General features: G+C 43.3%; 27 protein-coding genes. 12 read left to right on the top strand and 15 right to left on the bottom strand.

The window, feature by feature from the left end; genetic code table 11:
* The first annotated feature begins 39 nt into the window (after positions 1–39).
* The 6 genes from INP83_RS17220 (at position 40) to INP83_RS17245 (ending at position 4,517) form a co-directional block, all read left to right on the top strand.
* Complete coding sequence (locus INP83_RS17220; protein WP_146270078.1) at positions 40–753, top strand: CDP-alcohol phosphatidyltransferase family protein; 714 nt, start codon at positions 40–42, stop codon at positions 751–753.
* Entirely contained in the window at positions 750–1,355 is a 606-nt protein-coding gene (locus INP83_RS17225) for a DUF4833 domain-containing protein (RefSeq protein ID WP_219125247.1), read from the top strand. The genes INP83_RS17220 and INP83_RS17225 overlap by 4 nt, the downstream gene beginning before the upstream one ends.
* 5 nt (positions 1,356–1,360) lie before the next feature.
* On the top strand, positions 1,361–1,990 hold the full coding sequence (locus INP83_RS17230; RefSeq protein WP_255563181.1) for a sterol desaturase family protein: 630 nt from the start codon (positions 1,361–1,363) through the stop codon (positions 1,988–1,990).
* Positions 1,983–2,921, top strand: a complete 939-nt coding sequence (locus tag INP83_RS17235; protein WP_219125248.1) for a phosphatase PAP2 family protein — start codon at positions 1,983–1,985, stop codon at positions 2,919–2,921. The genes INP83_RS17230 and INP83_RS17235 overlap by 8 nt, the downstream gene beginning before the upstream one ends.
* A 199-nt stretch (positions 2,922–3,120) precedes the next feature.
* Entirely contained in the window at positions 3,121–3,888 is a 768-nt protein-coding gene (locus tag INP83_RS17240) for a hypothetical protein (RefSeq protein ID WP_219125249.1), read from the top strand.
* A gap of 65 nt (positions 3,889–3,953) precedes the next feature.
* Complete coding sequence (locus tag INP83_RS17245) at positions 3,954–4,517, top strand: CAP domain-containing protein (RefSeq protein WP_219125250.1); 564 nt, start codon at positions 3,954–3,956, stop codon at positions 4,515–4,517.
* Positions 4,518–4,554: 37 nt separating this feature from the next.
* On the opposite strand, the gene INP83_RS17250 is transcribed toward INP83_RS17245, so the two are convergent.
* From INP83_RS17250 to INP83_RS17260, 3 genes are read right to left on the bottom strand one after another with little or no spacing between them, the layout of a single operon-like run.
* Positions 4,555–4,809: a DUF1456 family protein gene (locus tag INP83_RS17250; protein ID WP_146270088.1), complete on the bottom strand. Its 255-nt coding sequence runs from the start codon at positions 4,807–4,809 to the stop codon at positions 4,555–4,557.
* A 24-nt stretch (positions 4,810–4,833) separates the two neighbouring features.
* Entirely contained in the window at positions 4,834–5,514 is a 681-nt protein-coding gene (locus tag INP83_RS17255) for a pseudouridine synthase (protein ID WP_219125251.1), read from the bottom strand.
* The gene (locus INP83_RS17260; protein ID WP_219125252.1) at positions 5,514–6,347 is read right to left on the bottom strand and encodes an MBL fold metallo-hydrolase; all 834 of its coding nucleotides are present in this window, start codon (positions 6,345–6,347) and stop codon (positions 5,514–5,516) included. The genes INP83_RS17255 and INP83_RS17260 overlap by 1 nt, the downstream gene beginning before the upstream one ends.
* A 146-nt stretch (positions 6,348–6,493) precedes the next feature.
* Between INP83_RS17260 and INP83_RS17265 the strand changes: the two genes are divergently transcribed.
* Positions 6,494–7,636, top strand: a complete 1,143-nt coding sequence (locus INP83_RS17265) for a putative sensor domain DACNV-containing protein (RefSeq protein WP_219125253.1) — start codon at positions 6,494–6,496, stop codon at positions 7,634–7,636.
* A gap of 96 nt (positions 7,637–7,732) precedes the next feature.
* On the opposite strand, the gene INP83_RS17270 is transcribed toward INP83_RS17265, so the two are convergent.
* From INP83_RS17270 to fabF, 5 genes are all read right to left on the bottom strand, one after another.
* Entirely contained in the window at positions 7,733–8,017 is a 285-nt protein-coding gene (locus INP83_RS17270) for a GNAT family N-acetyltransferase (protein ID WP_219125254.1), read from the bottom strand.
* Complete coding sequence (locus INP83_RS17275; RefSeq protein ID WP_219125255.1) at positions 8,014–8,652, bottom strand: alpha/beta hydrolase; 639 nt, start codon at positions 8,650–8,652, stop codon at positions 8,014–8,016. Before INP83_RS17275 ends, INP83_RS17270 begins: the two co-directional genes overlap by 4 nt.
* Positions 8,652–9,590 (bottom strand): ring-cleaving dioxygenase, encoded by a 939-nt coding sequence (locus INP83_RS17280; RefSeq protein WP_219125256.1) that lies wholly within the window; start codon positions 9,588–9,590, stop codon positions 8,652–8,654. Before INP83_RS17280 ends, INP83_RS17275 begins: the two co-directional genes overlap by 1 nt.
* A gap of 93 nt (positions 9,591–9,683) precedes the next feature.
* The gene (locus INP83_RS17285) at positions 9,684–10,265 is read right to left on the bottom strand and encodes a Crp/Fnr family transcriptional regulator (RefSeq protein WP_146270102.1); all 582 of its coding nucleotides are present in this window, start codon (positions 10,263–10,265) and stop codon (positions 9,684–9,686) included.
* Between the two features lie 16 nt (positions 10,266–10,281).
* Entirely contained in the window at positions 10,282–11,520 is a 1,239-nt protein-coding gene (fabF, locus tag INP83_RS17290; protein ID WP_219125257.1) for a beta-ketoacyl-ACP synthase II, read from the bottom strand.
* A 164-nt stretch (positions 11,521–11,684) separates the two neighbouring features.
* Here fabF and INP83_RS17295 point away from each other — a divergent pair, with 164 nt between their 5' ends.
* Genes INP83_RS17295 through INP83_RS17305 form a run of 3 tightly spaced genes read left to right on the top strand, consistent with a single transcriptional unit; the run spans position 11,685 to position 13,803 of the window.
* Positions 11,685–11,942, top strand: a complete 258-nt coding sequence (locus tag INP83_RS17295) for a hypothetical protein (RefSeq protein ID WP_219125258.1) — start codon at positions 11,685–11,687, stop codon at positions 11,940–11,942.
* A 41-nt stretch (positions 11,943–11,983) separates the two neighbouring features.
* The gene (locus INP83_RS17300) at positions 11,984–12,772 is read left to right on the top strand and encodes an NIPSNAP family protein (protein ID WP_219125259.1); all 789 of its coding nucleotides are present in this window, start codon (positions 11,984–11,986) and stop codon (positions 12,770–12,772) included.
* Between the two features lie 53 nt (positions 12,773–12,825).
* Positions 12,826–13,803 carry an SDR family oxidoreductase gene (locus INP83_RS17305; protein ID WP_219125260.1) on the top strand — a complete coding sequence of 326 codons (978 nt, stop codon included), beginning with the start codon at positions 12,826–12,828 and terminating at the stop codon, positions 13,801–13,803.
* A 38-nt stretch (positions 13,804–13,841) separates the two neighbouring features.
* Here the strand turns inward: INP83_RS17305 and INP83_RS17310 are convergent, their stop codons facing one another.
* Together INP83_RS17310 and INP83_RS17315 are read right to left on the bottom strand one after the other, a co-directional pair.
* Positions 13,842–14,519: a GNAT family N-acetyltransferase gene (locus INP83_RS17310; protein ID WP_219125261.1), complete on the bottom strand. Its 678-nt coding sequence runs from the start codon at positions 14,517–14,519 to the stop codon at positions 13,842–13,844.
* A 69-nt stretch (positions 14,520–14,588) separates the two neighbouring features.
* Positions 14,589–16,022, bottom strand: coding sequence for a DUF3943 domain-containing protein (locus INP83_RS17315; RefSeq protein ID WP_219125262.1), 1,434 nt, complete (start codon positions 16,020–16,022; stop codon positions 14,589–14,591).
* 339 nt (positions 16,023–16,361) lie between these two features.
* Here INP83_RS17315 and INP83_RS17320 point away from each other — a divergent pair, with 339 nt between their 5' ends.
* Positions 16,362–18,185, top strand: coding sequence for an ATP-binding protein (locus INP83_RS17320; RefSeq protein WP_146270116.1), 1,824 nt, complete (start codon positions 16,362–16,364; stop codon positions 18,183–18,185).
* On the opposite strand, the gene map is transcribed toward INP83_RS17320, so the two are convergent.
* Positions 18,182–18,946, bottom strand: a complete 765-nt coding sequence (gene map / locus INP83_RS17325) for a type I methionyl aminopeptidase (protein WP_146270118.1) — start codon at positions 18,944–18,946, stop codon at positions 18,182–18,184. The genes INP83_RS17320 and map overlap by 4 nt on opposite strands.
* Positions 18,947–19,106: 160 nt before the next feature.
* Here map and INP83_RS17330 point away from each other — a divergent pair, with 160 nt between their 5' ends.
* Positions 19,107–19,751 carry an START domain-containing protein gene (locus tag INP83_RS17330; protein ID WP_146270120.1) on the top strand — a complete coding sequence of 215 codons (645 nt, stop codon included), beginning with the start codon at positions 19,107–19,109 and terminating at the stop codon, positions 19,749–19,751.
* On the opposite strand, the gene INP83_RS17335 is transcribed toward INP83_RS17330, so the two are convergent.
* The 4 genes from INP83_RS17335 to INP83_RS17350 form a co-directional block, all read right to left on the bottom strand.
* Positions 19,748–20,314, bottom strand: a complete 567-nt coding sequence (locus INP83_RS17335; protein ID WP_146270122.1) for a sugar O-acetyltransferase — start codon at positions 20,312–20,314, stop codon at positions 19,748–19,750. The genes INP83_RS17330 and INP83_RS17335 overlap by 4 nt on opposite strands.
* 38 nt (positions 20,315–20,352) lie before the next feature.
* On the bottom strand, positions 20,353–20,931 hold the full coding sequence (locus INP83_RS17340) for a C40 family peptidase (RefSeq protein WP_186458720.1): 579 nt from the start codon (positions 20,929–20,931) through the stop codon (positions 20,353–20,355).
* Between the two features lie 103 nt (positions 20,932–21,034).
* Positions 21,035–22,078 carry an NAD(P)-dependent alcohol dehydrogenase gene (locus tag INP83_RS17345; RefSeq protein ID WP_219125263.1) on the bottom strand — a complete coding sequence of 348 codons (1,044 nt, stop codon included), beginning with the start codon at positions 22,076–22,078 and terminating at the stop codon, positions 21,035–21,037.
* Between the two features lie 106 nt (positions 22,079–22,184).
* On the bottom strand, positions 22,185–23,012 hold the full coding sequence (locus tag INP83_RS17350; RefSeq protein ID WP_255563317.1) for an oxidoreductase: 828 nt from the start codon (positions 23,010–23,012) through the stop codon (positions 22,185–22,187).
* Between the last annotated feature and the right edge of the window lie 42 nt (positions 23,013–23,054).

Here is a 23,054-nt window from a genome sequence, read left to right on the forward strand (position 1 = left end):
ATAATAGTTAACTTAGGTTTATCTACTTTTACCTTTGAAATGGCACAACAAACATCTATCCGCACAAGCGTACAATTAGGAATCTATAAGGTCATAGATCCTTTTGTTAAGTTATTGATAAAATTAGGTTTAACACCTAATGCGGTCACTTCAATAGGTTTTGTGTTAAATGTGGGGGTAGCAGCAATTTTCATCATTGGTTCCGAGCACGGTAATCGCGGCGATCTCAGCTACGTTGGTTGGGCAGGCGCCCTTATATTGTTTGCAGGTTTGTTTGATATGCTTGATGGACAAGTTGCCCGTTTGGGTAATATGAAATCTGTATTTGGTGCCCTTTATGATTCAGTACTGGATAGATACAGCGAATTGATCATGTTCTTGGGCATATGCTATTATCTTGTGGCACATCATTACTTTTTAAGCTCAATATTTGCCTTTATAGCGCTTATTGGTTCAATGATGGTTAGTTATGTGCGCGCACGTGCAGAGGGCCTTGGTGTAGAAACTAAAGGTGGTTTAATGCAGCGCCCCGAGCGGGTAATTACCATTGGCGTATTTGCAATTGCATGTGGTATCAGTTCATCTTACATTGGCGGCGATTATAAGCTATTTATTCCGGGCATCAAATATCACGTGTTCGAGACCATGTCAATCTTCACTATTCCTATCGCAATACTGGCTGTATTAACCAACTTAACCGCGTTTGGCAGGTTGATGGATGCGAAAAAGGCATTGTCTGATAACGAAGAATGATCAAAACCCTGCTTAAAGTTTTCTTTGCACTATCTTTCTTAAACGTTGGCCTTAACGCAAAAGCGAACAAGCTGATGCGTTGCGACACGCTTGCCGCGGATACTATCCCTCAACGTGTTGCTGCTGATGGCCGCCCATTCCCTACTCCGCCAGACAATCCGCATCGTCTTTTTTATTTGCAACGCACGCCTAACATCAACGCATTATGTTACGACGTAAATATTGATAAAAAAACAGGCCTGGCAGACGAAGACTCGCCGATACACGTTTATTGGTTACAGTACGCAAAACATAATGGCGAACCTGAGGAATTGAATTTTATACAGCGAAGATTTGCGTATGGATATTCGTCAAAAGCCCTGGGTAATGGCAAGTATGATATCAGGCTTGTGTCATACAAGAAAATTCCGTTTACTTTGATGAAGGGAGCCGACGGAAAATATCATATCTTCGCAACTATTGCAAAAAAACACCTACAACTTAAAAGTATTTTTATTCAAATCAATGGTGGGTCTATGTGGTCGCCAAATGTTATTTTTGTAGAAATGAAGGGTACTGATCCTGCGAATGGCAAAGAGGTGACCGAACGTTTTAAACCCTGATTACTATGGCTAAGAAAAATTTTGTTTCCAACTCTACAGAGTCGGTAAGGATGTTCAAGAGTAACTTCCTTGAGAGTTTATCAAAAGTGCACTATTTCGTGCCGCTTATCATATTTGTCCCTGTTATTTTAGTTTGCAGTTATTTTGCATACGATAGAAATATCGGCGTGATCAACTATATCTGGCTTTTTTTAGCCGGCCTTTTTGTGTGGACGCTTACAGAATATATCATGCATCGTTTTGTATTCCATTTTGTGCCAAAAGCTAAATGGGCCTTACGCTTGCATTTTATCTTTCATGGTGTTCATCACGATTACCCAAGTGATGCCATGCGGTTGGTGATGCCACCATCTGCAAGTATACCTTTGGCTACAGGATTTTATCTAATGTTCAACGCATTACTACCTGCCAATTACATCTTTGGCTTTTTCCCTGGGTTTATCCTTGGTTACCTGGTTTATGATATATCACATTATGCCATCCACCACTTTAACTTTAAAGGCGCATTCTGGAAAAAAATCAAACAACACCACATGCTTCACCATTACCAGGACCCGTCAAAGGGTTATGGCGTAAGCTCACCAATGTGGGACAAGGTATTTAATTCAGATTTCATTAAAAAACAGAATGACTAATGTTTATGGCAATGAGGTACATATCAATGCAAAAACTGTAAGCATTGTAACTGCGTTCTCCATTTCTTACTTAATTCTGTCGTTTTTACTGGTTGGCTTTAAAACTGATCAATTGGTGCTGCTTGGCATTTTTAATGTGCTGTTTTATGCATCAGCTATTACACGCAAATTTATCCTGGGTTTTACCATCTTCATAGTATACTGGATCATATTTGATTATATGAAGGCTTTCCCTAACTACAATTTTAAAGATGTAGCAATAGGCAGCCTTTACAATGCCGAGAAGAGTTTGTTTGGTATAAACATTAATGGAAAGATCCTAACACCCAACGAGTACTTGCGTTTGAGAAGTACTGATGTAATTGACGCCCTTGCAGGTTTCTTCTACCTCTGTTGGATACCGGTACCACTGGGTTTTGCAGCTTATCTGTTCTTTAAAAATAAGCGTCAGTTTTTATACTTCTCGTTAACCTTTGTGCTGGTTAACCTGTTAGGCTTTGTTGTTTATTATGCCTACCCAGCTGCCCCACCCTGGTACATTCAATTCCACGGTTTTAACTTTCATCCGCTAACGCAGGGTAACACTGCCGGTTTGGCAAGGTTTGATAAGCTATTCAACATCCACCTTTTCAAATCTATCTACGAGAAAGGTTCAAACGTATTTGCAGCTATGCCATCGTTGCACTCATCCTACCCGGTAATAGTGCTGTATTACGGTATAAAAAATAGACTTGGTTGGGTCAATGTGTTTTTCGCATTGGTAACCATAGGTATCTGGTTTACGGCCGTTTATGCCAGCCATCACTATGTGCTTGACGTTTTAGCGGGAATTTTTACCGCAGTTTCGGGGATAGTACTCTTCAATTGGCTAACAGCATCTTCTAAAAAATTTCAACACTTTCTATCAAATTACGAAGCGGTTATCCGCTAATTGTATAGAAAAACCTACTGCAAAAAAATATGATTACTTACTGTAAAGCCGTTTTTGCAGTGTGTTGATAAATTGCTAATAATCAAAGTTGTTAGGTATTTCTATTGGTTTATTGTAATTTGCAAGCCCCCGCCGTTCTGGAGTTGTTATCGGGGCACGCATTTTGAATAGATAATTGCGTACTTATTTGGATAACCAGATGAAGAAGATATTTATACTTATTGCAATTTTAGCCGCTACTACTTCCTTACGTGCGAGTAATGATACTTTGGACAGCCTTAAACAAAAGCTCCAAAGCACTAAAAACGACACCCTTAAAGGTGGCATCTGCACTAAAATAGCTGGCGAATATTTAAAGTTTGATACTATAGTCAACCGAAATGTCCGTAACTATTATCAAACGGAAGCTATCCACTGGACTTTAACAGCTTTACAGAACTATTCTTTTTACGAGGACACTTTAGGGATGCGCCGCAGCTTTGATGACTTGGCGCGGGTTTATATTGCACAGCACAAATACAGTCAGGCAAAATGGTTCTTGCTGCAGTCTACAAAAATTTCACGGAAATACAAAGATGCGCCTGCTTTGATCAATTCACTGGTAAAGCTTGCCAATGTTAAAATGGATAACAAGGAAACTAAACTTGCTATGCGTGACCTTAACGAAGCGCTTAATTTGTCTATCAAATATAAATTGCCCGCAATGGAAGCAATAGTGCAGCAAAACTATGCTTATCTCTATAATCGACTTAATGATAATGAGAAAGGTGATATTGCGGCCAAACGTGTGGCAGAAATAAACGAACAGATCAAAAAAGATCAGGAAGTTAAAGATTTAGCTGCAGCCATGCCTAAGGATTCCATCACCGTTAAAAAGCCTGACTCTATCAAAAAGAAAAGGGTATTTACCGATAGAAAGAGCAACAAAACCGTAGCTTCCACAGCCAAAAAATTCGCTTCATTGTAAGCACAAAAATCTCCGGCACATATATCGGTTTTAAACCTGCAAGCGTTTAAGATGTCAATAACAGCATGAAGAAATACTTTTTGTTTTTGACGTTTTGCCTGGGTACAGTAGTTTTTTGCTCCTTTGTTAAACAGGATGGCGGTGATGACGTTGCGTCATTTAAACAGAGATTTTTAATGCTCATCAATCAAAAACGCGCTACAGGTTGTAATTGCGGTGGAAAGTGGTATCCGCCAGCACCCCCGCTAACCTGGAACGACGAACTGGAGGATGCCGCCCGCGGCCACGCAAAAGATATGGCCCGCCAAAACTACTTTAGCCATAATAGTAGAGACGGCCGGAGCATGAGCACCCGCATAGTACAAGCTGGTTACGAATTTAAGGGATGGAAAAACTTTATGACCGGCGAGAACATTGCCTTTGGACAGCAAAATATTGAGGAAGTGCAGGCTGGTTGGTTTAAAAGCGAAGGCCACTGCAAAAACCTGATGAATCCTGGCTTTAAAGAAGTTGGCGTCGCTGAAAAAGACCGCTTTTGGGTTCAGGATTTTGGAGGCCGCGTTCCATTTAGCCCTGAGCAGCAAAGGCTAATGAAAGAAGGCAAAATGCGTTTGATACAGAAGTATTAAGTAAAGTCTAAAGTCAGTACAAATAGTTTTTTGCAACTTAAGATTCAGAACTTGGTACTTTTTTCTCTTTAGCCGGCATGGGGCCACGTAAGTGTATAACCAATCCGTTTAAGAAATTGCGCAACAATTGGTCTTTACATTTCACAAAGTTAGGATGATCTTCGGCGCGAAAAATAGCACTTAGCTCTGTTTTAGTAGTACGAAAGTTTACCAGTGCCAATATGTTAATGATATCCTCATCGCGAAGCTTTAAGGCCACCCGCAACTTTTTCATGATCTCGTTATTGCTCATAGCACAAATATAATCTAATATTATCTAAGCCCAACCCATCACCTGCATTACCGATCGGAACTCGGGCTGCAAGTTGGCGCTTATTATGATCTCCTGGCCGCTAACAGGATGAGCGAACCGCAATTGTTTAGCATGTAGCAGCATGGTTTCCATTTTCCACTTATCTTTAAACATTTTATTTTGCTTGTTGCAACCATGCGTTCGGTCGCCGATGATGGGATGGAAAACATGCGCAAAGTGTTTACGCAGTTGGTGCATACGGCCAGTTTCTGGTTCTGCCAAAACCAACGAATATCTTGAGGTTGGATGTTTGCCTAACGGAATATCCAACTCGGCCTGTTCAAGGGTTTTGTATTTAGTTAACGCATCCTGCAAGGCCCCATTCTCTTTTCGCAACGGATAATCAATTATTTCTTCATCAGGTGTGAAGCCTCTCACTATGGCCAGGTATTGCTTTTTAACCCGGTTTTCCATAAAGGCCTGTTGCATGCTTATCTCACTCTCTTTATCCAAAGCAAACAGCAATACGCCTGCCGTTTTACGATCGATACGGTGTGCCGGATAAACCTTTTGACCTATTTGATCTCGTAACAATTGGATTGCAAATTCAGAAACATCAGCAGCAATGGATGAGCGGTGTACCAATAAACCGTGCGGCTTATTGATGGCGATAAGGTGCTCGTCGCGGTAAATGATCTCCAGCATTAGCTTAAGGCAAACTGAAACTGGCCTGTTACCTGGTTAAGCACATGGCTTTCGCCGGGTGCAAGCGGTTGCGGATCTATTACAACAACCTCGCTCTCAAAGTACCTTGATGCAATGCTTATTTTGGTCTCACCGGCGTGCTCGGCAAAAAATTGCAGCGCAAGTTCGGGATCATTATTGTCTTTAGATAGGTGCGACAACAGCACATGGCTCATGTAAGGCGGCCGATGCTCGATGAACATCTCCAAAGCCTGACGGTTTGAAAGGTGACCCTTGCCACCGCAGATACGTTTTTTTAAGAAATAAGGATACCTACCCTGCTCAAGCATTTGCTCATCATAATTAGCTTCCAGAAAAACCGCATGGCATTGAGCAAAATGGCGGACGAGGTGTTCGCAAGGAGCACCGATATCTGTAAACACTCCTATCCGCGTGTCACCGTTAGTGATCATAAAACTATGAGGTTCCACGGCATCATGATGCTTAGGAAACGGCATCACCTGCAAGTTACCTATCTGTACCACTTCGTATGAGCGTAAACTGAAACAAAGTTCTCGTGGCACCTCACCGCAATGATGCACGGTACCATCGGTAACATAAACAGGCAACTGGTATTTTTTTGCCAGCACGGCCAAGCCACGTATATGGTCGCTATGCTCATGAGAAATAAAAATGGCCTTCACTTTTTTTAGCGAAAGGCCAAGTCGAAGCATTCGCTTTTCCGTTTCGCGGCAAGAGATGCCAGCATCTATCAATACTGCTTCATGCTCATTACCAACATAATAACAGTTGCCGTTACTCCCCGAATTCAATGACGCTATAAACACCGGCATAAGCTGCAATTTAATGGTTTATACGGAAATACTAAAAGTTTTAGTTGAGAGATTTTCAACACTTGATTATCAAATAAATCTCACTTTAATGCTACCAAATACGTTGACGGCATATTATGATTATTATTGTGTAGAAAAACATACCTATGCTATCAGAACCTACGTACCTGCCCGCCCGTATCGTGGCACCTGAGATTGAGGAGCACTTTAAAAAATACCAGTTAGCGGCCAAAGGCGAAAATAATAACAGCGTGGCTTCAGCTCCTGACCTACACATCATAGAAGCGGTTATAGACGTAGCATTTTGGGCCAGTATGCGCCGCGAGGAAGGGCATTCGCCTAATATTTCGCTGGCTTTATTGCAGCCTTACCAATCTGAGAAGCCTTTGATATTTGGAGAGAAATTACGACTAACGCCACAAAACCTGATCAAGCTGGCACCGGCAGTTGAGCAACCCGGTATTCACCTGGGCGTTTGGCTTGATGGCGACGACCTTTTTATATGGGGTACAACGCATTACGTACCCGCTTTATGTTTTGTATTGGAGGTGATAGAGCCGGGACTGCTGGTGATCAAACACCGGCGGGTAGATGGTTTTGGCAAATATGTTAATGTTGCCGTACTACAAGGCGACCAAATAAAGGTACTTGATGAGACCACCATGGGTATAGCTGACTGCCCGGCGCTGATAAAATCATTACAAGCCATGCCTTTGCCTGCTTACATGGGCGAATCGTTTAGTATACTGGTGCAACTGGCGGCATCAATGCGTTTACATAAGCGGGGCGGCCTGGTGTTCATCGTACCGGCGGGAACGGAAACCTGGCGCGACTCTATCGTTCAGCCTGTTAAATATCCTGTTGTACCGCCTTATACGGCAATAAATGACCTAATGAAGCAAAAATACCAGGCAATAGATAAACTGGAGTGGAGAGAGTCGTTGTTAGAAGCTATCGATCTGATAGGCGGGTTCACAGCTGTTGATGGTGCAACTATCATTACTGATAAATATGACCTGCTGGCATTTGGTGCAAAAGCTGCAAGGGCAGAACATAGTTTACCCGTTGGCGAGATCATCATGACGGAACCTGTTGCAGATGGCCGGGCGCGAAGAGTGCACCCCGCTCAAAACGGCGGTAGCAGGCATTTGGCAGCAGCACAGTTTGTAAGCGATCAGCACGATGCTATTGCGTTAGTAGCCTCTCAGGATGGGCAGTTTACGGTTTTTGCGTGGTCGCCGCAGGTTGGTTTGGTGCATGCGCACAGGATAGATGTGTTATTGTTATGATCTATTAAGATGTACTCAAGAAGATATATAAAGTGAAAAGTCGCATAGATTCTTTCTCTGCGACTTTTGTTTGTATACTCGTTGTTTAATACAATTTTATGCAACTATTCTGTTCCATTCCGGATGTTTCTTTAAAAAGATCTGCACATACGCACAAAGCGGAACCACTTTCTGGCCTTTGTTCTCAATATGTATAAGCGCCTTTTCAACCAATGCTTCTGCCACACCCTGGCCTTGCAAAGCCTCAGGTACTTCGGTATGGATTAGATAGATCTTCTCACCACGCACCTGGTAGTCGATAAACGAGCGTTGACCGTCTATCGTTAATTCAAAGTTGTGAATAGCTTCATTATCTACAAGTTCAATATCATCAAATTTCATGTTTCATTTTTTGATTTAAATACCAAATCGTTAGCCAGTTTAACTTCATCATAGGTTACTGTATGTGGCCTGCTCGGATAAACTTTTAAAGTCACTTGTGCTCCCAAGCCTTTCAAAACTTCAACGCTTTCCTCAACCCGACTTAGCGGGACATGCTGATCAGGATCACCAGTAGAAATTAAAACCGGCGTGTTTTTGAAATCGCCTTTGTAATTGCTAACATCCAATTCCTCTCCTATTAATCCACCGGTAAAAGCAATTACGCCTCCATATTGTTTGGCATTGCGGGCAACATACTCTAAGGAAAGACAAGCTCCTTGTGAAAAACCTGAAAAATAAATGTTCTCTGTGGCAACACCATCGGCGATAGCCCGCTTAACCGTTTCATCTATTAAGGCTAAAGCCGAAGATAGCGCAGGTTCGTTCTGTACAACAGGCGCCAGGAAACTGTAAGGATACCAGCTGTTGTTTGTAGCCTGCGGCGCGTAAATGGCTGCATTCTCTATCTTAAATTCTTTGACTAAACGCATAATATCATTTGCGCTTGCACCTCTGCCATGTATGGCTATTATGGCAGCATTTGCACCGGCAGCAGCTGCGCCACCGGTGATTATTTGCTTGCTATGTGTGTACATCAGTCTAATTTTGGTAAAGTGGTTTCTAAACTTGCCCTGTACTCTTCGTATTGCACCGGCAATTTTAAGTGCGTACCTAATTCTTCCACGCTTTCATCAACGGCAAAGCCAGGGTTATCGGTAGCTATCTCAAACAAAACACCACCCGGTTCGCGGAAGTATAACGAGTAAAAATAGTTTCGATCAATCTTTTCAGTAATGTGCAATCCTAAAGCGGCTATTTTATCACGATACTGCATCAATACCTCATCATTTTTCACTCTGAAGGCTACGTGATGAACAGACCCTCCGGCAACGTGACCGGCAACTTCTCCCGCCACCTCAACCAGGTCAACTATATTTGCATTGTCCACCGCATCGGTTACAAAGCGGTAACGGTTAACGTGCTGCTCCAACAATTTATACCCAAATATATTTGTCAATATATCTGCAGTTGGCTGCATTTTATTAGTAGTGATGGTAATGTTGTGAAAGCCTTTTGTAGCGTTTTCTGCCTTTATCTCGTCAGTCTCCCAAGGCAGGCGTTTATCAAGTGTTTTAGAAACGATCAGCTCCAGTTTTAGGCCATCAGGATCTAAAAAAGTAAGATACTGCTCACCAAATTTCTCGGCCGGCTTGTTGTAAATCACATTGTGCTTTTCAAAACGGTTAAGCCAAAAATCCAGGCTTCCCTCTGGTACAGAGTAACCAATTTCACTGGCTTGTCTGGCACCTCTCCTACCTGCGCTAATTCCTTCCCAGGGGAAGAATGTTAATATAGTGCCCGGCGTACCTTCTTTATCGCCATAATACAAGTGGTAAGTTTCAGGGTCATCAAAATTGACGGTCTTTTTAACCATCCTTAAGCCCAAAACTTTTGTGTAAAAATCGTGATTTCGTTTTGCGTTGCCGGCTATCGCTGTGATGTGATGAAGGCCGTTTATAGTTGTGTTTTCCATGATCTTTCGTTTTGTATGATACAAAGATAGCGGCAAAGCACAAGCCCCCTAATAATGTAAATTAAGGCGAAAAGTTAATGTAGATTAAGCTGATTATTTAACCAAAGTGGTATTCAGCATCTTGCTTAAAAACTCCGGCGTTACACCGATGTAGGATGCAACTTGTTTTTGCGGAAGCGAGCGTATCAAAGATGGATAAAGCTCGCAAAAGTTGGCGTAGCGTTCCATAGCAGCCAACACAGAATTATCAACCTGCCTGTGCTGGTAGGTTGCCAGCGCCTTTTGGGCAAGCACCCGGTTAAAATGTTCAAATTTGGGGATGCGGGTATTAAGCTCCTCAAAGTCGTTTTTAGTAACGTAAAGAACCTCGGTTTCGTCAATAGCGTCAATGTTTAAACGGGCCGGTTCGCCGGTAAGGTAGCTGCGCATGTCTGTTATCCACCAACCTGCAGGAGCAAATTGCAGCACATGCTCCGTCCCGTTCTTATCCACGGCATAACTACGTAAACAACCCGAAATTACAAAGATGGAACGGTTGCTAACGTCACCCGCCTCAAGCAAAAACTGCTTCTTTTTTATTTTTTTATAGTGAAAGCGGGAAATGATCTCCTGCTGTTCATCCGCGGAAAGCAATACGTAGTTGGCAATATTATCTAACAGAAGCTGGTGCTGCATTTACGAATATACGTATTTAAGCCTTTTTAAATACTGCTATGCCGTTATGGCCGCCAAAACCGAAGGTGTTGCTCAACGCAACATTAACCTGCTTGTCTATCGCCTCCTTAGTAACAATATGTAAGCCGGCCGGTACTTCAGGGTCTATAGTTTGTGTGTTGATGGTTGGTGGAATAATATTATCTTGGATAGCCTTAATAGCAACTATTGCTTCGATGGCACCGGCAGCACCAAGCAAGTGACCAGTCATCGATTTAGTTGCACTTATAGCGAAATTTTTATTATCGCCAAACACTGCGTGGATAGCTTTCGACTCGCTTAGATCGCCTACCGGGGTTGATGTAGCATGTGCATTTACATAGTTTACTTCATCAGCATTAAGGCCGCCATCTTCAAGGGCGAGTTTCATGCCACGGATAGCGCCCTTGCCTTCAGGATGAGTGGCGGTAATATGGTAGGCATCTGATGTCATGGCTGCACCTGCAACCTCGGCGTATATTTTAGCGCCACGGGCTTTTGCGTGTTCGTATTCCTCAAAAATCAATACGCCGGCGCCTTCGCCCATCACAAAACCATCGCGCTCCACATCAAACGGACGAGATGCCGCCAACGGAGAATCATTACGCGTTGATAAGGCCTTAAGTGCATTATACCCGCCAATTGAACCTTCGCTGATGGGCGCATCGGCACCACCGGTTACTATAATCTTGGCTTTACTCCAACGGATGTAATTGAACGCATCCATAATTGCAGTATTAGCTGAGGCGCATGCAGAAACTGCAGAAAAATTTACGCCCATAAACCCGTATTTTATGGATATGAGGCCTGATGCCATGTTCACCAATGTTTTTGGGATAAAGAACGGGTTAAAGTGCGGGGCATGATCTGTTGCAGCATATTCTTTCATTTGCTGCTCAAAGGTTTCAAAACCACCTTGTGCAGAACCCATTATAACGCCTATATCAAAAGGATCAACGCTATTGGTGTCGAAGCCTGAATCTTCTACAGCTTGTTTAGCAGCAGCCAGGGCATATTGAGTGTAGAGGTCGCTGCGTTTAATTTCGTTACGGTCAAGGTGGTCGGCAGACCTGAAATCTTTCACCTCACAAGCAAAATGTGTTTTAAAATGCTCAGCATTAAAATGCGTAATGGCGGCTGCATTGCTACGGCCATTAACTATGTTAGTCCAAAAACTTTTGATATCGTTGCCCGCCGGGGATACAACACCCAAGCCCGTAATAACCACTCTCTTCATAAAAATTAGCTTGCTAAAAGTCGGCCAAAGTAAAGGCAGCCGCAGCAATTGCGGCGCAAATGTAAATAAGTATGTAAATAAATTCACATCCTTATTGCTAACTTTATTTACAAGTTAAACTCGGTTAACTTAAAATGATATTTTTGCGCACAAATAATAAAATCATGCAAGAACCATTTGACGTACTGGTTGGCGGGGTTGTTTACTCCGTTTTTCCTGAAGAAGATAATGTATATACCATATTTAAGGCTGGCGAAGAATTTGGTAAAATTGAAAAAGACACTGATAACGTGTGGATAATGCTTAACCCTGAAACAGAAACACCCATGTTTGGCGATATACCGGAGGTTGACGCCATTGGCCAGGCCATTAGCAATTACGTTCCCGAAGAGGACGAAGAAGAAGATGAGGAAGCTGAATAAACATTTGTATATTTAAGCAACCTCTAAAACCCCCGATATTAATGAAAAGACGCTCGTTTGTTAAACAATCTATAATTGGCGGGGCTGTGGCTGCCATTACACCATCCGTTGCTATGTCTCATGCTAAAACTGCTGCTACTGAATATTACGAGTTGCGCGTTTACACCTTTAAGGATGAGCGCCAGCAGAAACTTACCGAAGATTTTTACCGTGATGTATTTGTCCCGGTTGTAAAAAAGCTTACCAACGAGCCGGTTGGAGTATTTACGGAGTTTAGCCCTGCGGGGCAGAGCAAATTCTTTGTATTGATACCTTACGCCAATTTCGCACAGGTGGACCATCTTTTTGACCAGCTGGAAAGTGATAAGGATTATTGGGCTAAAGGTGCGGCATATCTTAACGCGCCGGCAAATGATCCGGCTTTTGAACAGTTAGATACATCTCTTTTAAAAGCATTTAAAAATTCTCCGGTTAAGGAGCTGCCCGCAAAAGAAGAAAGGATTTTTGAACTTCGCCAATATAAAAGCGCCAGTGAGGCTGCGGGCAAAAAGAAAGTAGGGATGTTTAACGACAAAGGCGAAATAGACATTTTTAAACGCCTTGGCTTTAAACCCGTTTTTTTCGGCGAGACTGTGATCGGTGATAACCGCCCTAATCTTACCTATATGGTTACCTTTAAAAACATGGACGATAAGGCCGCTCACTGGAAATCATTTGTAGATGATGCCGAGTGGAAAAGGATAAGCGCGCCGGCAGATTATGCCGATGCCCTGCTGGTTTCCAAGATCACATCAACCATGCTTAAGCCAACCTCATATTCGTTAATATAGATCTTTACAAACACTTCCATGCTCCAAAGGTTACTTAATAAATAACCTTGAGGATGAAAGAGCTAAGATTAAAAGGGAAAACCATAGTTATAACCGGCGCATCAAGTGGTGCCGGGCGTGCCGCGGCTGTTGAATTTGCACAACATCAACCCAATTTAGTACTGGCCTCGCGCAATATTGATGCACTTGATGAAGTTGCAGAAGAATGCCGCGAGTTTGGTGCAGATGTACTTACCGTTGAAACAGACGTAACAGACCCCAAAGCGGTGATAGCTTTAGCCAATGTGGCTAATGATTGGCGCAACCGCATTGACGTATGGATAAATAATGCAGGTGTATTAGCTGCCGGTGATTTTGACAGTACGCCTATGGAAGTTCACGAGCAGGTTATAAAAACCAACCTGCTGGGCTACATGAACGGGGCACATGCCGTAATGCCTTTTTTTAAATCGCAGCATTACGGTACCCTTATTAATAATATTTCTGTTGGAGGCTTTACTGCGGTACCCTATGGTGCAGGCTACTCTGCTAGCAAATTCGGACTAACCGGTTTTTCAGAAGCTTTAAGGGGCGAACTTACCAAATGGCCACACATTCACGTTTGTGACCTGTATCCCGCTTTTTTAGATACTCCCGGCATACAACATGCTGGTAATTACACTGGCAAGCAGCTTAAACCCGCCCCGCCGGTGTATGATCCTAAACGCCTTGCAGAGGCCATGGTGAACGTGGCTGATGACCCGAGAACAAGTACCTACATAGGCAGTACCTCTTTGTTGCTTAAAGTATCACACGCTTTATTCCCCGAGCTAACAACGAAATTAACCGGCTCTATCATGCGCAGGTACTTTAAAGGCGCAGCGCCGATATCACCAACGAGCGGTAATTTATTCAATACTGTTAAATATGGTATGGCACCGTATGGTGGGTTTGGCATTCCGGGTAAGCCAAAGGCACATCGAAAATATATAGCGGCTGGCTTAGCCACAGGCTTGGTGGCCGGATTTTGTTTAACGCTATTTAGAAAATAATAAAATAGATAGAGCGGCTGGGGCTCTCTCAGCCGTTTTTATTTACTCAATACATAGCCCAATATCGGTACGCGTGTTTTGAAACCAATACGTTCGTAAACTTTTATAGCGCCTGTATTTTCCTGCAAAACATGCAAAAAAGGTGTCTTGCCTGCGGCGATAATGCGTCGGGCTTGCTCCAACAGTAGTTTAGCTGCATGCCCTTTTCCGGTATGTTCCGGGTGAGTACAAACGGCGCTTATTTCTACATAGGGCAAGGGCTGCATACGATGCCCGGCCATGGCAATCAAATTACCATCGGTGAAAACGCCTGTATAATTACTGAAATCGATAGTGCGCTGCAGGAATGGACCAGGATTAGTTAACCTGGTTAACGCCAGCATTTCCTCAACATGCTCATCTTCGAGACTGGTTATAGAACTTTCCATTTCAGTTGGAGGAGTATCTGCCTCATAAACCATCTGGAACATCTTGAAGTCCCTCAACACCTTAAAATAATCAGGTACATGCAATTGTTCAGGAGTAAAAATTACAAATACCCTATCGTCAGGTGCGTTTTTAAGGAGCGCTTCAAAATCAGCAGCAGAATTGTTTTTCAGGCCCGCAAACGGTGCTACATCATCTTTAAAATAAAAAGCGCCGCCGGCCTCAACTGCTAAATGTTTATTACCTGTTGTTAAAGCGTTGTAGATGGGATTATCGAGTACGTGTGCCATGGTGAGGCCAAACTTAAAATATCCCGCACGTAATGGCAACCAGTTAACTGATTATTACCCTAACATGGCTTAAAAATCTACTGAATACCGGGTTGAAACCCGCAGGTATGGGTAGCGCTTGTTAACATCAGGGTGTTCATCGTACTTACCGCGTAGAAACAGGTAACCCGGTTCGGCAGCAAGCGACAGCTTTTTGCTAAATGCGTATCGTGCCTCACTTGTTACGGTATGTAAATAATAGTGTGATTTGTTGCCATTGATGGTATACAGCCATCCGCCGCGGTAATCAATACTCAAAAAGAATTTATCCATTAGGTTAAGCCCCGCCCCGCCATTGATCCCAAAGCCCGAGGTATAATCGTAATTTCGACCATTAGCATTATAAGTATTTGGCACTGCCGCCAACAGCGTTGGGCCTAAGCCTGCATTGGTGTTAAATGTTAGTTTTTTGCTTGCCTGGAAAGTTGAAAACAGATTTGCTTTTACGCTTTGCCCTCCATAAAAGAATGCCTCATTGCTGATATAATCATAGTTTGCAGATAGGATGATGAGATGCTGCAAGTCGCGATTAGATTTGATTTCCCAACCTGCCAAAGAACCTGAAACACTAAGCAGGTTAACCAAAGAGCTGTCATCCTGACCCATCTCCACATTGATCATGATATTACTGAAAGGCGTGCGGTAATCCTTATAACGATTACCATAGATCAATTTAGCCCTGCCAAAAATACCTGTTTTGCCTTTACCGCTTCCGTTGCCCGTAATACTGCTAAACCTGCGTACACCCAGGTCGAATTCTGCGGACACCTGTGTGGAATCGCGATCAGCGGGGTTACCGTACACCTTGCCCCATTTGCCATCAAGCAGGCGGTTTAAGCCGTTCATGGGGTTTGCCAGGAATGCTGCAACCTCCTCCATTTGCCTGCCAAAACCGGTATGGCGGTTATTTACGATCTTGTTTGATAAGCGGTAACTCATCTCCCCCAACACAATACCACCGAAACTGGTATTGATAAAGTCGTTTGGCGAAGGCCGTTCATTCTCACCAAAAGTTTCCCAAAAATAACTACCTGCTACCGCTGCCGGCGCCGACTGCCAAAAGTTATATCCGTTGCTTCTGAAGGCACTAAAGTATAAACTCCCCTGGTACGGATGCCCAAACTGGTTGGTGCGAAAAATATCTTTATCCCACTGCCAGCTTCCAGGGTTCAGATTTCGCCATATGGTTGCCGTAGTTACATTAGAGTAAGGTGCATGCGCAATAAATTTACCATAACTAAACGGTATCACCTGCGCTAAGCCCCATTCGGCTGCTGCCCTGCCAAAGCGTTTAGTAGTATCGGGCACGGTACCAAAAAAGGGTGTACGTTTTCTGGCTGCCCTGGGCACTGTATCAGTTATAAGTTTCTGTGCGTCCTGGGCGCGTTGTGCGTAACTATTTACCGGGCAACAAAACCCTGCTGCTATCACTAAAGTAAGGATTGGCTTGTGTAAAAATTTCAATATCAATGGCTTTAAGGTAAAGTAATTGGCAACCCTGTGTTAAAAAATCACCAATAAATGCTATAAGCAGTTAATAAGGAAAATAGTTTTATTTTTTTAGCGCTTACAACAACTGGTGGTAAGGTGTATGAGTACAACTATACCCTTCTACGCTAAAGGTTTATCGTCATTTGTCAAAAATTCAAAGTTCAAAAGCTCAACTCATTGACTATCAGATAATCCATTCATAGCTTCGCGTTATCAAGACTAAGAAATTTTTTATATTCATAAGATAAAAGCACTTGCCAAATTGCGGGGATTTTTTATATTTGAATGGGTAATTAAACTATTGAAGATCACTTGGAGCCAGCAGAATACACCTTTAGGGAATTGGTGAACTTATCGCCGTTTCCTGTATATTTATGTACCGGCGAAGACTTGGTGATCACAGTAGCTAACAGCGCCACATTAAAAGCCTGGGGGCGGGATTCTTCCGTAATTGGCAAACCCATAGCCGTTGCCCTTCCCGAGCTTAACAGTCAACCATTTTTAGGTTATTTGCAAAACGTTTTTCTTACGGGCAAGCCGCATCAAACCGATATTTCGCGAATTGATCTTATGCGCAACGGCACAATGCAAACCTTTTATTACAAATTCAATTACCTGCCAATGCGCAACTCCGAAGGCAAGATCTTTGGTGTTGCAGCATTTAATACTGAAGTGACCGAATTAGAGCGTGCGAAGCAGGAAGTAGAAGAAAGCCGGATGGCACTTTACAATCTGATAAGGCAGGCCCCCATTGGTATCTGCATCATCCGCGCGGCTGATGTGGTAATTGACGTGGTAAATGAGTCATACCTTGAACTTATTGGCAAAAAGCGGCGCGAGGTAGAAGGCCAAAACATGTGGGATGCAGTGCCTGAGGCCAAAGATATTTATGCGCCGATAATGGATGGCGTAATAAAAACCGGCAGGCCATTTGAAGCCAAAGAGGCGGAAATTACGCTGATACGCAACGGTGTGCCTGAAAAGGTGTTTATTGATTTTGTATACGAGCCGGTAGATCATTTTGATGGTACAATAAACGCTATAATGGTTATTGCTTTTGAGGTTACCGATAAAGTAATGGCACGGCGGGCTATTGAGGATATTGAGGAGCGCAACCGTTTGGCTATTGATGCTGCCGAAATTGGCACGTTTGATTTTGATATAGTTAATACCACGGCCATCACTTCTGACAGGTTTAACCAGATCTTTGGTCACGATGCGCCGGTAAGTCACTTCCGTTTGTTAGACGCTTTTCATCCTGAAGATAAGCACATACGGGAACGAGCACATCAGGAAGCGATCCGCACTGGGTCTCTATTTTATGAAGCCAGGATTTTGCACCCCGATGACTCCCTGCATTGGATACGGGTGCAAGGTAAGATCTATTACGATAAAGCTCAAAAACCTGTACGTATATTGGGAACGGTACTGGATATTACCGAATTTAAACGCTTGCAGCAACAGAAGGACGATTTTATAAGTGTAGCCAGCCACGAACTGAAAACACCTATGACATCCATCAAAGCATCCATACAGATATTGGATAAGTTGATCAGGACTGGAAATAATCCCGAAAAGATCTCAACCTTTATTGATAAGGCCAGCACCAGTCTTAACAAAATGCAGCACCTGGTAGAGAGCCTGCTTAATGTATCGCGTATAAGTGCCGGGCAGTTGGAACTAACCAAAAGCAGGTTCAATGTGGCCGAGATGATAAATGAAAGTTGCGATTACGTGCGGCTTGCCGGCGACCACGAGGTTAAGATAAACGGTGACAAAGGGCTTGAGGTTGTTGCCGATAAACAAAAAATTGAGCAGGTATTAGTAAACCTGATAAACAACGCTGTTAAATATGCGCCATGCTCAAAGCAGATCATCATTGAGTTTGCCCAACGAAAATCAACCGTAAAAATTTCTGTGCAAGATTTTGGAGAGGGCATTTTATCTGACAAGATCCCGCACCTGTTCGAGCGTTATTATCGTGTCGAGTCCTCCGGTGTTCAGTATTCAGGGCTGGGTTTGGGTTTATATATCAGCGCTGAGATTGTTGAACGACATGGCGGCAAAATTGGCGCAACCAGCGAAACCGGGCAAGGCAGCACCTTTTGGTTTACGCTGCCCGTAGTTGAAGATTAATCCCAAATACCGTTTTTATCTGTGAAAATAAATGGTTCGCCCCCTGTAACCATAATGGTATGCTCGTGCTGTGCCACAAATCCGCCTTTGTTACCTATAAGCGTCCAGCCATCATCCTGCGTCTCTGCAATGGTAGATCTCGTTGAGATAAATGTTTCAATAGCCACAACGGAGTTCTTTTTGAAACGGGTTGTATTAAACCGATCGCAATAATTTGCGATCTCGTGCGGCTCCTCATGCAAACCACGGCCTATGCCATGGCCGGTTAGATTCTTGATTACTGTGTAACCCATTTTTTTAGCTTCAGTCTCTATCAATTTACCAATTTCAGAAATCCTTACACCGCCTTTTATATTGCTGATGGCTCTTTTCAATATTTCTTTAGATGCATTAACTAATTTGCCGTGGCCGTAAATGTCATCACCCAAAATAAATGAACCGCCGTTATCAGCCCAAAACCCATTTAGTTCCGCAGAAACATCGATGTTAACCAGATCACCTTCTTGTAAGATCCGATTTTCAGATGGTATACCATGTGCAACCTCTTCATTTACACTGATGCAGGTAAATCCCGGAAATTTGTAGGTAAGATGAGGTGCCGAATTAGCGCCCATTTCTTCCAACAATTTGCGGCCAAGATCATCAAGTTCTTTGGTAGATATGCCTGGCTTGGCATGTTCGCGCATTTTCCTGAGCGTTATAGCTACTGCATCGCTTATTTTCTGTATACCGGCTTTTTCTTCGTCAGTTGATATTAACATCGTTAACTTTTGTGGAATGCAAATTTAACAATAAATACATTTTTTAAGGTTTACCGACAGTCAGATTACTTTTTTGTCATTTAAACCTACAGCGAATATGGAGCAGTTGTGACATTTGTTTTATAGTACCTGTGTATTTTTGATCGTTAATTTTGTTACAATGTTAAAGAACGTTCTAAGCCTTGCAATTGCTATCAGTATTTCTTTTTCTGCGTTTGCTCAAACCGACTGGCTGCTAAGATCAAACACAAATGGAATAAAGGTTTACACAGGCAGCATTACCAATTCAAAATTTAAAGCCATAAAGGTTGAGTGCACGTTTAATGCCAGCCCCGCTCAAATAACTGCGGTGCTGCTTGACGTAAACACCTGTACAGAATGGGTTTACCACACCAAATCAATTAAACTACTAAAGCAACCTGCAGCTAACGAGTTATACTATTATTCGGAAGTTAGCTTGCCTTGGCCGGCTTCAAACCGTGATTTTACAGCGCATTTGACTGCGACACAAAATCCCGAAACCAAAGTAGTTACTGTGAACGGCCCCGCTGTTGACGGACTTGTACCTGTTAAAGAAGATATCGTTAGGGTTACTGAATCAACCGGGAAATGGGTTATCGCACCCGTAGAGGGCGGTCGATCAAAGGTTGAGTATACCTTGCACGTAAATCCTGCAGGTGCATTACCTGCCTGGCTGGTAAACCTGTTTGCTACCGAAGGCCCAACCAAAAGCTTTGAAGGCTTGCGCAGGCAATTGCAGAAACCGCAGTTTAAAAATAGTACTCTCGCGTTTATTAAAAATTAGTTCTCATCGCTGTGCTCCAGCTTTCTGATAATTGTGGCGGGGTTACCTACTGCTAAGGAGTCATCAGGAATATCCTTTGTAACTACCGCCCCTGCCCCTATCACGCAGCGGTTTCCTATGGTAACACCAGGGCAGATAATGGCGCCTCCGCCGATCCAGCAATCGTTACCGATAGTAACTGGTTTGCCGCTTTCCTGGCTCCGCCTCAATACAGCATCCAAGGGATGGGTTGCTGTGTAAACCTGCACCGCAGGAGCAAAAAACACATTGTTGCCAATGGTTACTTTACAAACATCAAGCACCACACAGCTAACGTTAAAGTATACATTGTCGCCTGTCACTATGTTGTATCCGTAGTCGGCATGGAAAGGTGGTTCTATGTACAGGTTTTTACCGGCGTTGGGTATCAACTCGGCCAGTATATCATCGGTAGCCTCGTCAACGACAAACTCATCAATGTTTAATTTTTTTAAAAGTTGCTTGCAACGTTTACGCTCTTCGGCCAGTTCGGGGTCATTGGCGATGTAGGGTTGCCCGGCTATCATTTTTTCTTTCTCGGTCATTTGGATATGGCTTGTCTATCTGCAAGATATATAAATTATTAATCAGCAAATAGCCGTACTGTTTTAACGTAACGTTTTTTGTAGTATTCGTTTAATGGTGTTTCTACAACGCCCTTATTGTTGTGGCCGGATGTTGAATGGATAAAAATCGTAGAATCCGGAGAATGAAAAGCAATAATACCCATGTGGCCAACATCCCTGTCTGTTTCATCGGTGCCGGTGAATAGTATCAGGTCGCCGGGTTTGGCTGCGTTGATATCAACATCACGTTTTACGTGCAAAAAATCAAATGAACGCCTCGGCACAATAATGCCGAAGTGATTGAACACATAAGTAATGAAGCCGGAACAATCAAAACCTTGCGTTGGATCTGTTGAGGCATATTTGTATGGTATTCCCTTTAATTTCTGTGCGAAAGAGACTAATTCTAAGGGCTTTAAATTGCCTACATCAACTTTGGTGAACAGCCCCGCGCTATCCGGCAAAGCCGACGGCAGGGTATCTCTCCTGTTATTAGCAACGGTGTCGCCGCCCGCAGTTATTACGTAGGTAGGTTCGGGGTTATGGCAGGCTGCCAAACCAAAGATCAGTAACAGATAAGGAATTACGCGTTGCACATGAACAATACAGTTGATTTGCCAATAAGTTCATGGACAAATAAATAAGGCGAACAACCAAACGGTTATTCGCCTTTAATGAATTTATTAAACCGATAAGCGCCTACAGCGTAGCCATATCTATCACAAAACGGTAACGTACATCGCCTTTTACCATGCGCTCATAAGCTGCGGTAATATCTTTAATATCGATCATCTCGATATCAGACACTATATTGTTAGCAGCGCAGAAATCAAGCATTTCCTGGGTTTCTTTAATACCGCCAATACCTGAACCTGCCACGCTTTTACGGCCGCCCAATAATGAGAACGGCTGGATAGAGTATGGTTTTGATGGTACGCCCACGCACATCATTACACCATTTGTTCTTAGCAACTTAAGGTAAGCATCCATATCGTGCTCTGCAGAAACGGTATCCAATATAAAATCAAATGTACCTGCAGCAGCTTTCATTTGCTCAGCATCTTTAGTAATTACGAAATGGTGAGCGCCTAATTTTTTAGCATCTTCTTCCTTATTTGCAGAAGTACTCAATACAGTAACCTCAGCTCCAAAGGCTACACCAAATTTAACGCCCATGTGGCCTAAACCACCAAGGCCTAAAACGGCTAATTTATGGCCTTTGCCAACGCCCCAGTGACGCAACGGCGAATAGGTGGTGATACCTGCACAAAGCAAAGGTGCAGTTGCAGCCAAATCAACATCTTCTGAAATATGCAGCACAAACTCCTCGCGCACAACAATAGTGTTAGAGTAACCACCGTACGTTGGGCGAGAGCCATCGCGCTCCATGCTGTTATAAGTTTGGGTGTTGCCCTCTAAGCAGTATTGCTCAAGATCTTGCTTGCAGTTCTCACAAACCTGGCAAGAGTCTACCATACAACCGGTACCGGCAAGGTCACCAACCTTGAAATTTTTAACGTGATCGCCCACTTTCACCACACGGCCAACAATCTCATGGCCCGGCACCATCGGGAATATTCCCGGAAACCAGTCGTTTTTGATCTGGTGAAGATCTGAGTGGCACACGCCACAGTAAAGAATATCGAATTGTATGTCGTGAGGGCCAACTTCGCGGCGCTCAAAATCCCATGGAGCAAGATCTGTTTCAGGGGTTTGTGCGGCGTAACTTTTTGCTGAAATCATAATGATATTTATTTTTATAAGTTAGTTTTTCGTTTGGCTACAACAGCAGCCGATAGATATAAACAGCAATAACACCGTGTTTGTTCGGTGCCATTGCCCTATTTATTTAAGCTGTAATTTCATCAAAGGCGGTGGTTGTACCAACAACACGCCAGCACTCCAAATCCTTTGTTAGCCTGCCCATTTTTTGATAGGCAAGGTCATAGGCATCCTGCCCTAAAAACAAGTGCAAAGGCGGATTTGCAGACTCTGCCACGGCAATAATCGCGTGCGCAGCTTTTACCGGATCGCCAGGCTGGTTCCCGTTGATCTGATGCTGATGTGCCGACTGGACTTCTCTTACTTCGTGGTACTCCGCGATTTCATTTTTAGGCGTCACCAGTGAATCAGCTTCTAAAAAGTTAGTGCGGAAATATCCCGGAGATACTACCGTTGCGTTGATACCGAATGGCTTCACTTCTGCATGCAAAGATTCGGTAAAGCCTTGAACGGCAAACTTAGTTGCGCAATAAATACCAAAGCCTGGATAGTTACCGGTAAAACCGCCGATGGAAGATATATTAAAAATGTGACCAGCGCCTTGTTGCCTGAAGAATGGCATCACGGTACGGATAACATTTAACGAACCGAATACATTAATGTTAAAGTTTTCGCGAGCTTCCGCATCTGTCAATTCCTCAAGACTACCGGTAAGTCCGTAACCGGCGTTGTTAACCACAACGTCTACCCTGCCAAAATGTGCTATAGCTTTTGCAATGGCTTCTGCGACACTTTTTTCATTAGTTACATCCATTTGCAGTGGTAAAAAATGCGGGTGATTAGTAACACCCTGCTCCAACGCGTTTAAATTACGAGATGTTGCTGCAACTTTATGCCCGGCTTGCAGCGCCTGGGTAACCAATGCCAGCCCAAGGCCCTTAGAGGCACCGGTTATAAATTATATTTTCTTGTTTTGCATGTTGATTAAGTTTGAGTG

Origin of the sequence: Mucilaginibacter sp. 21P (assembly GCF_019331605.1) — a bacterium.
Classification (GTDB): Bacteria; Bacteroidota; Bacteroidia; order Sphingobacteriales; family Sphingobacteriaceae; genus Mucilaginibacter; species Mucilaginibacter achroorhodeus.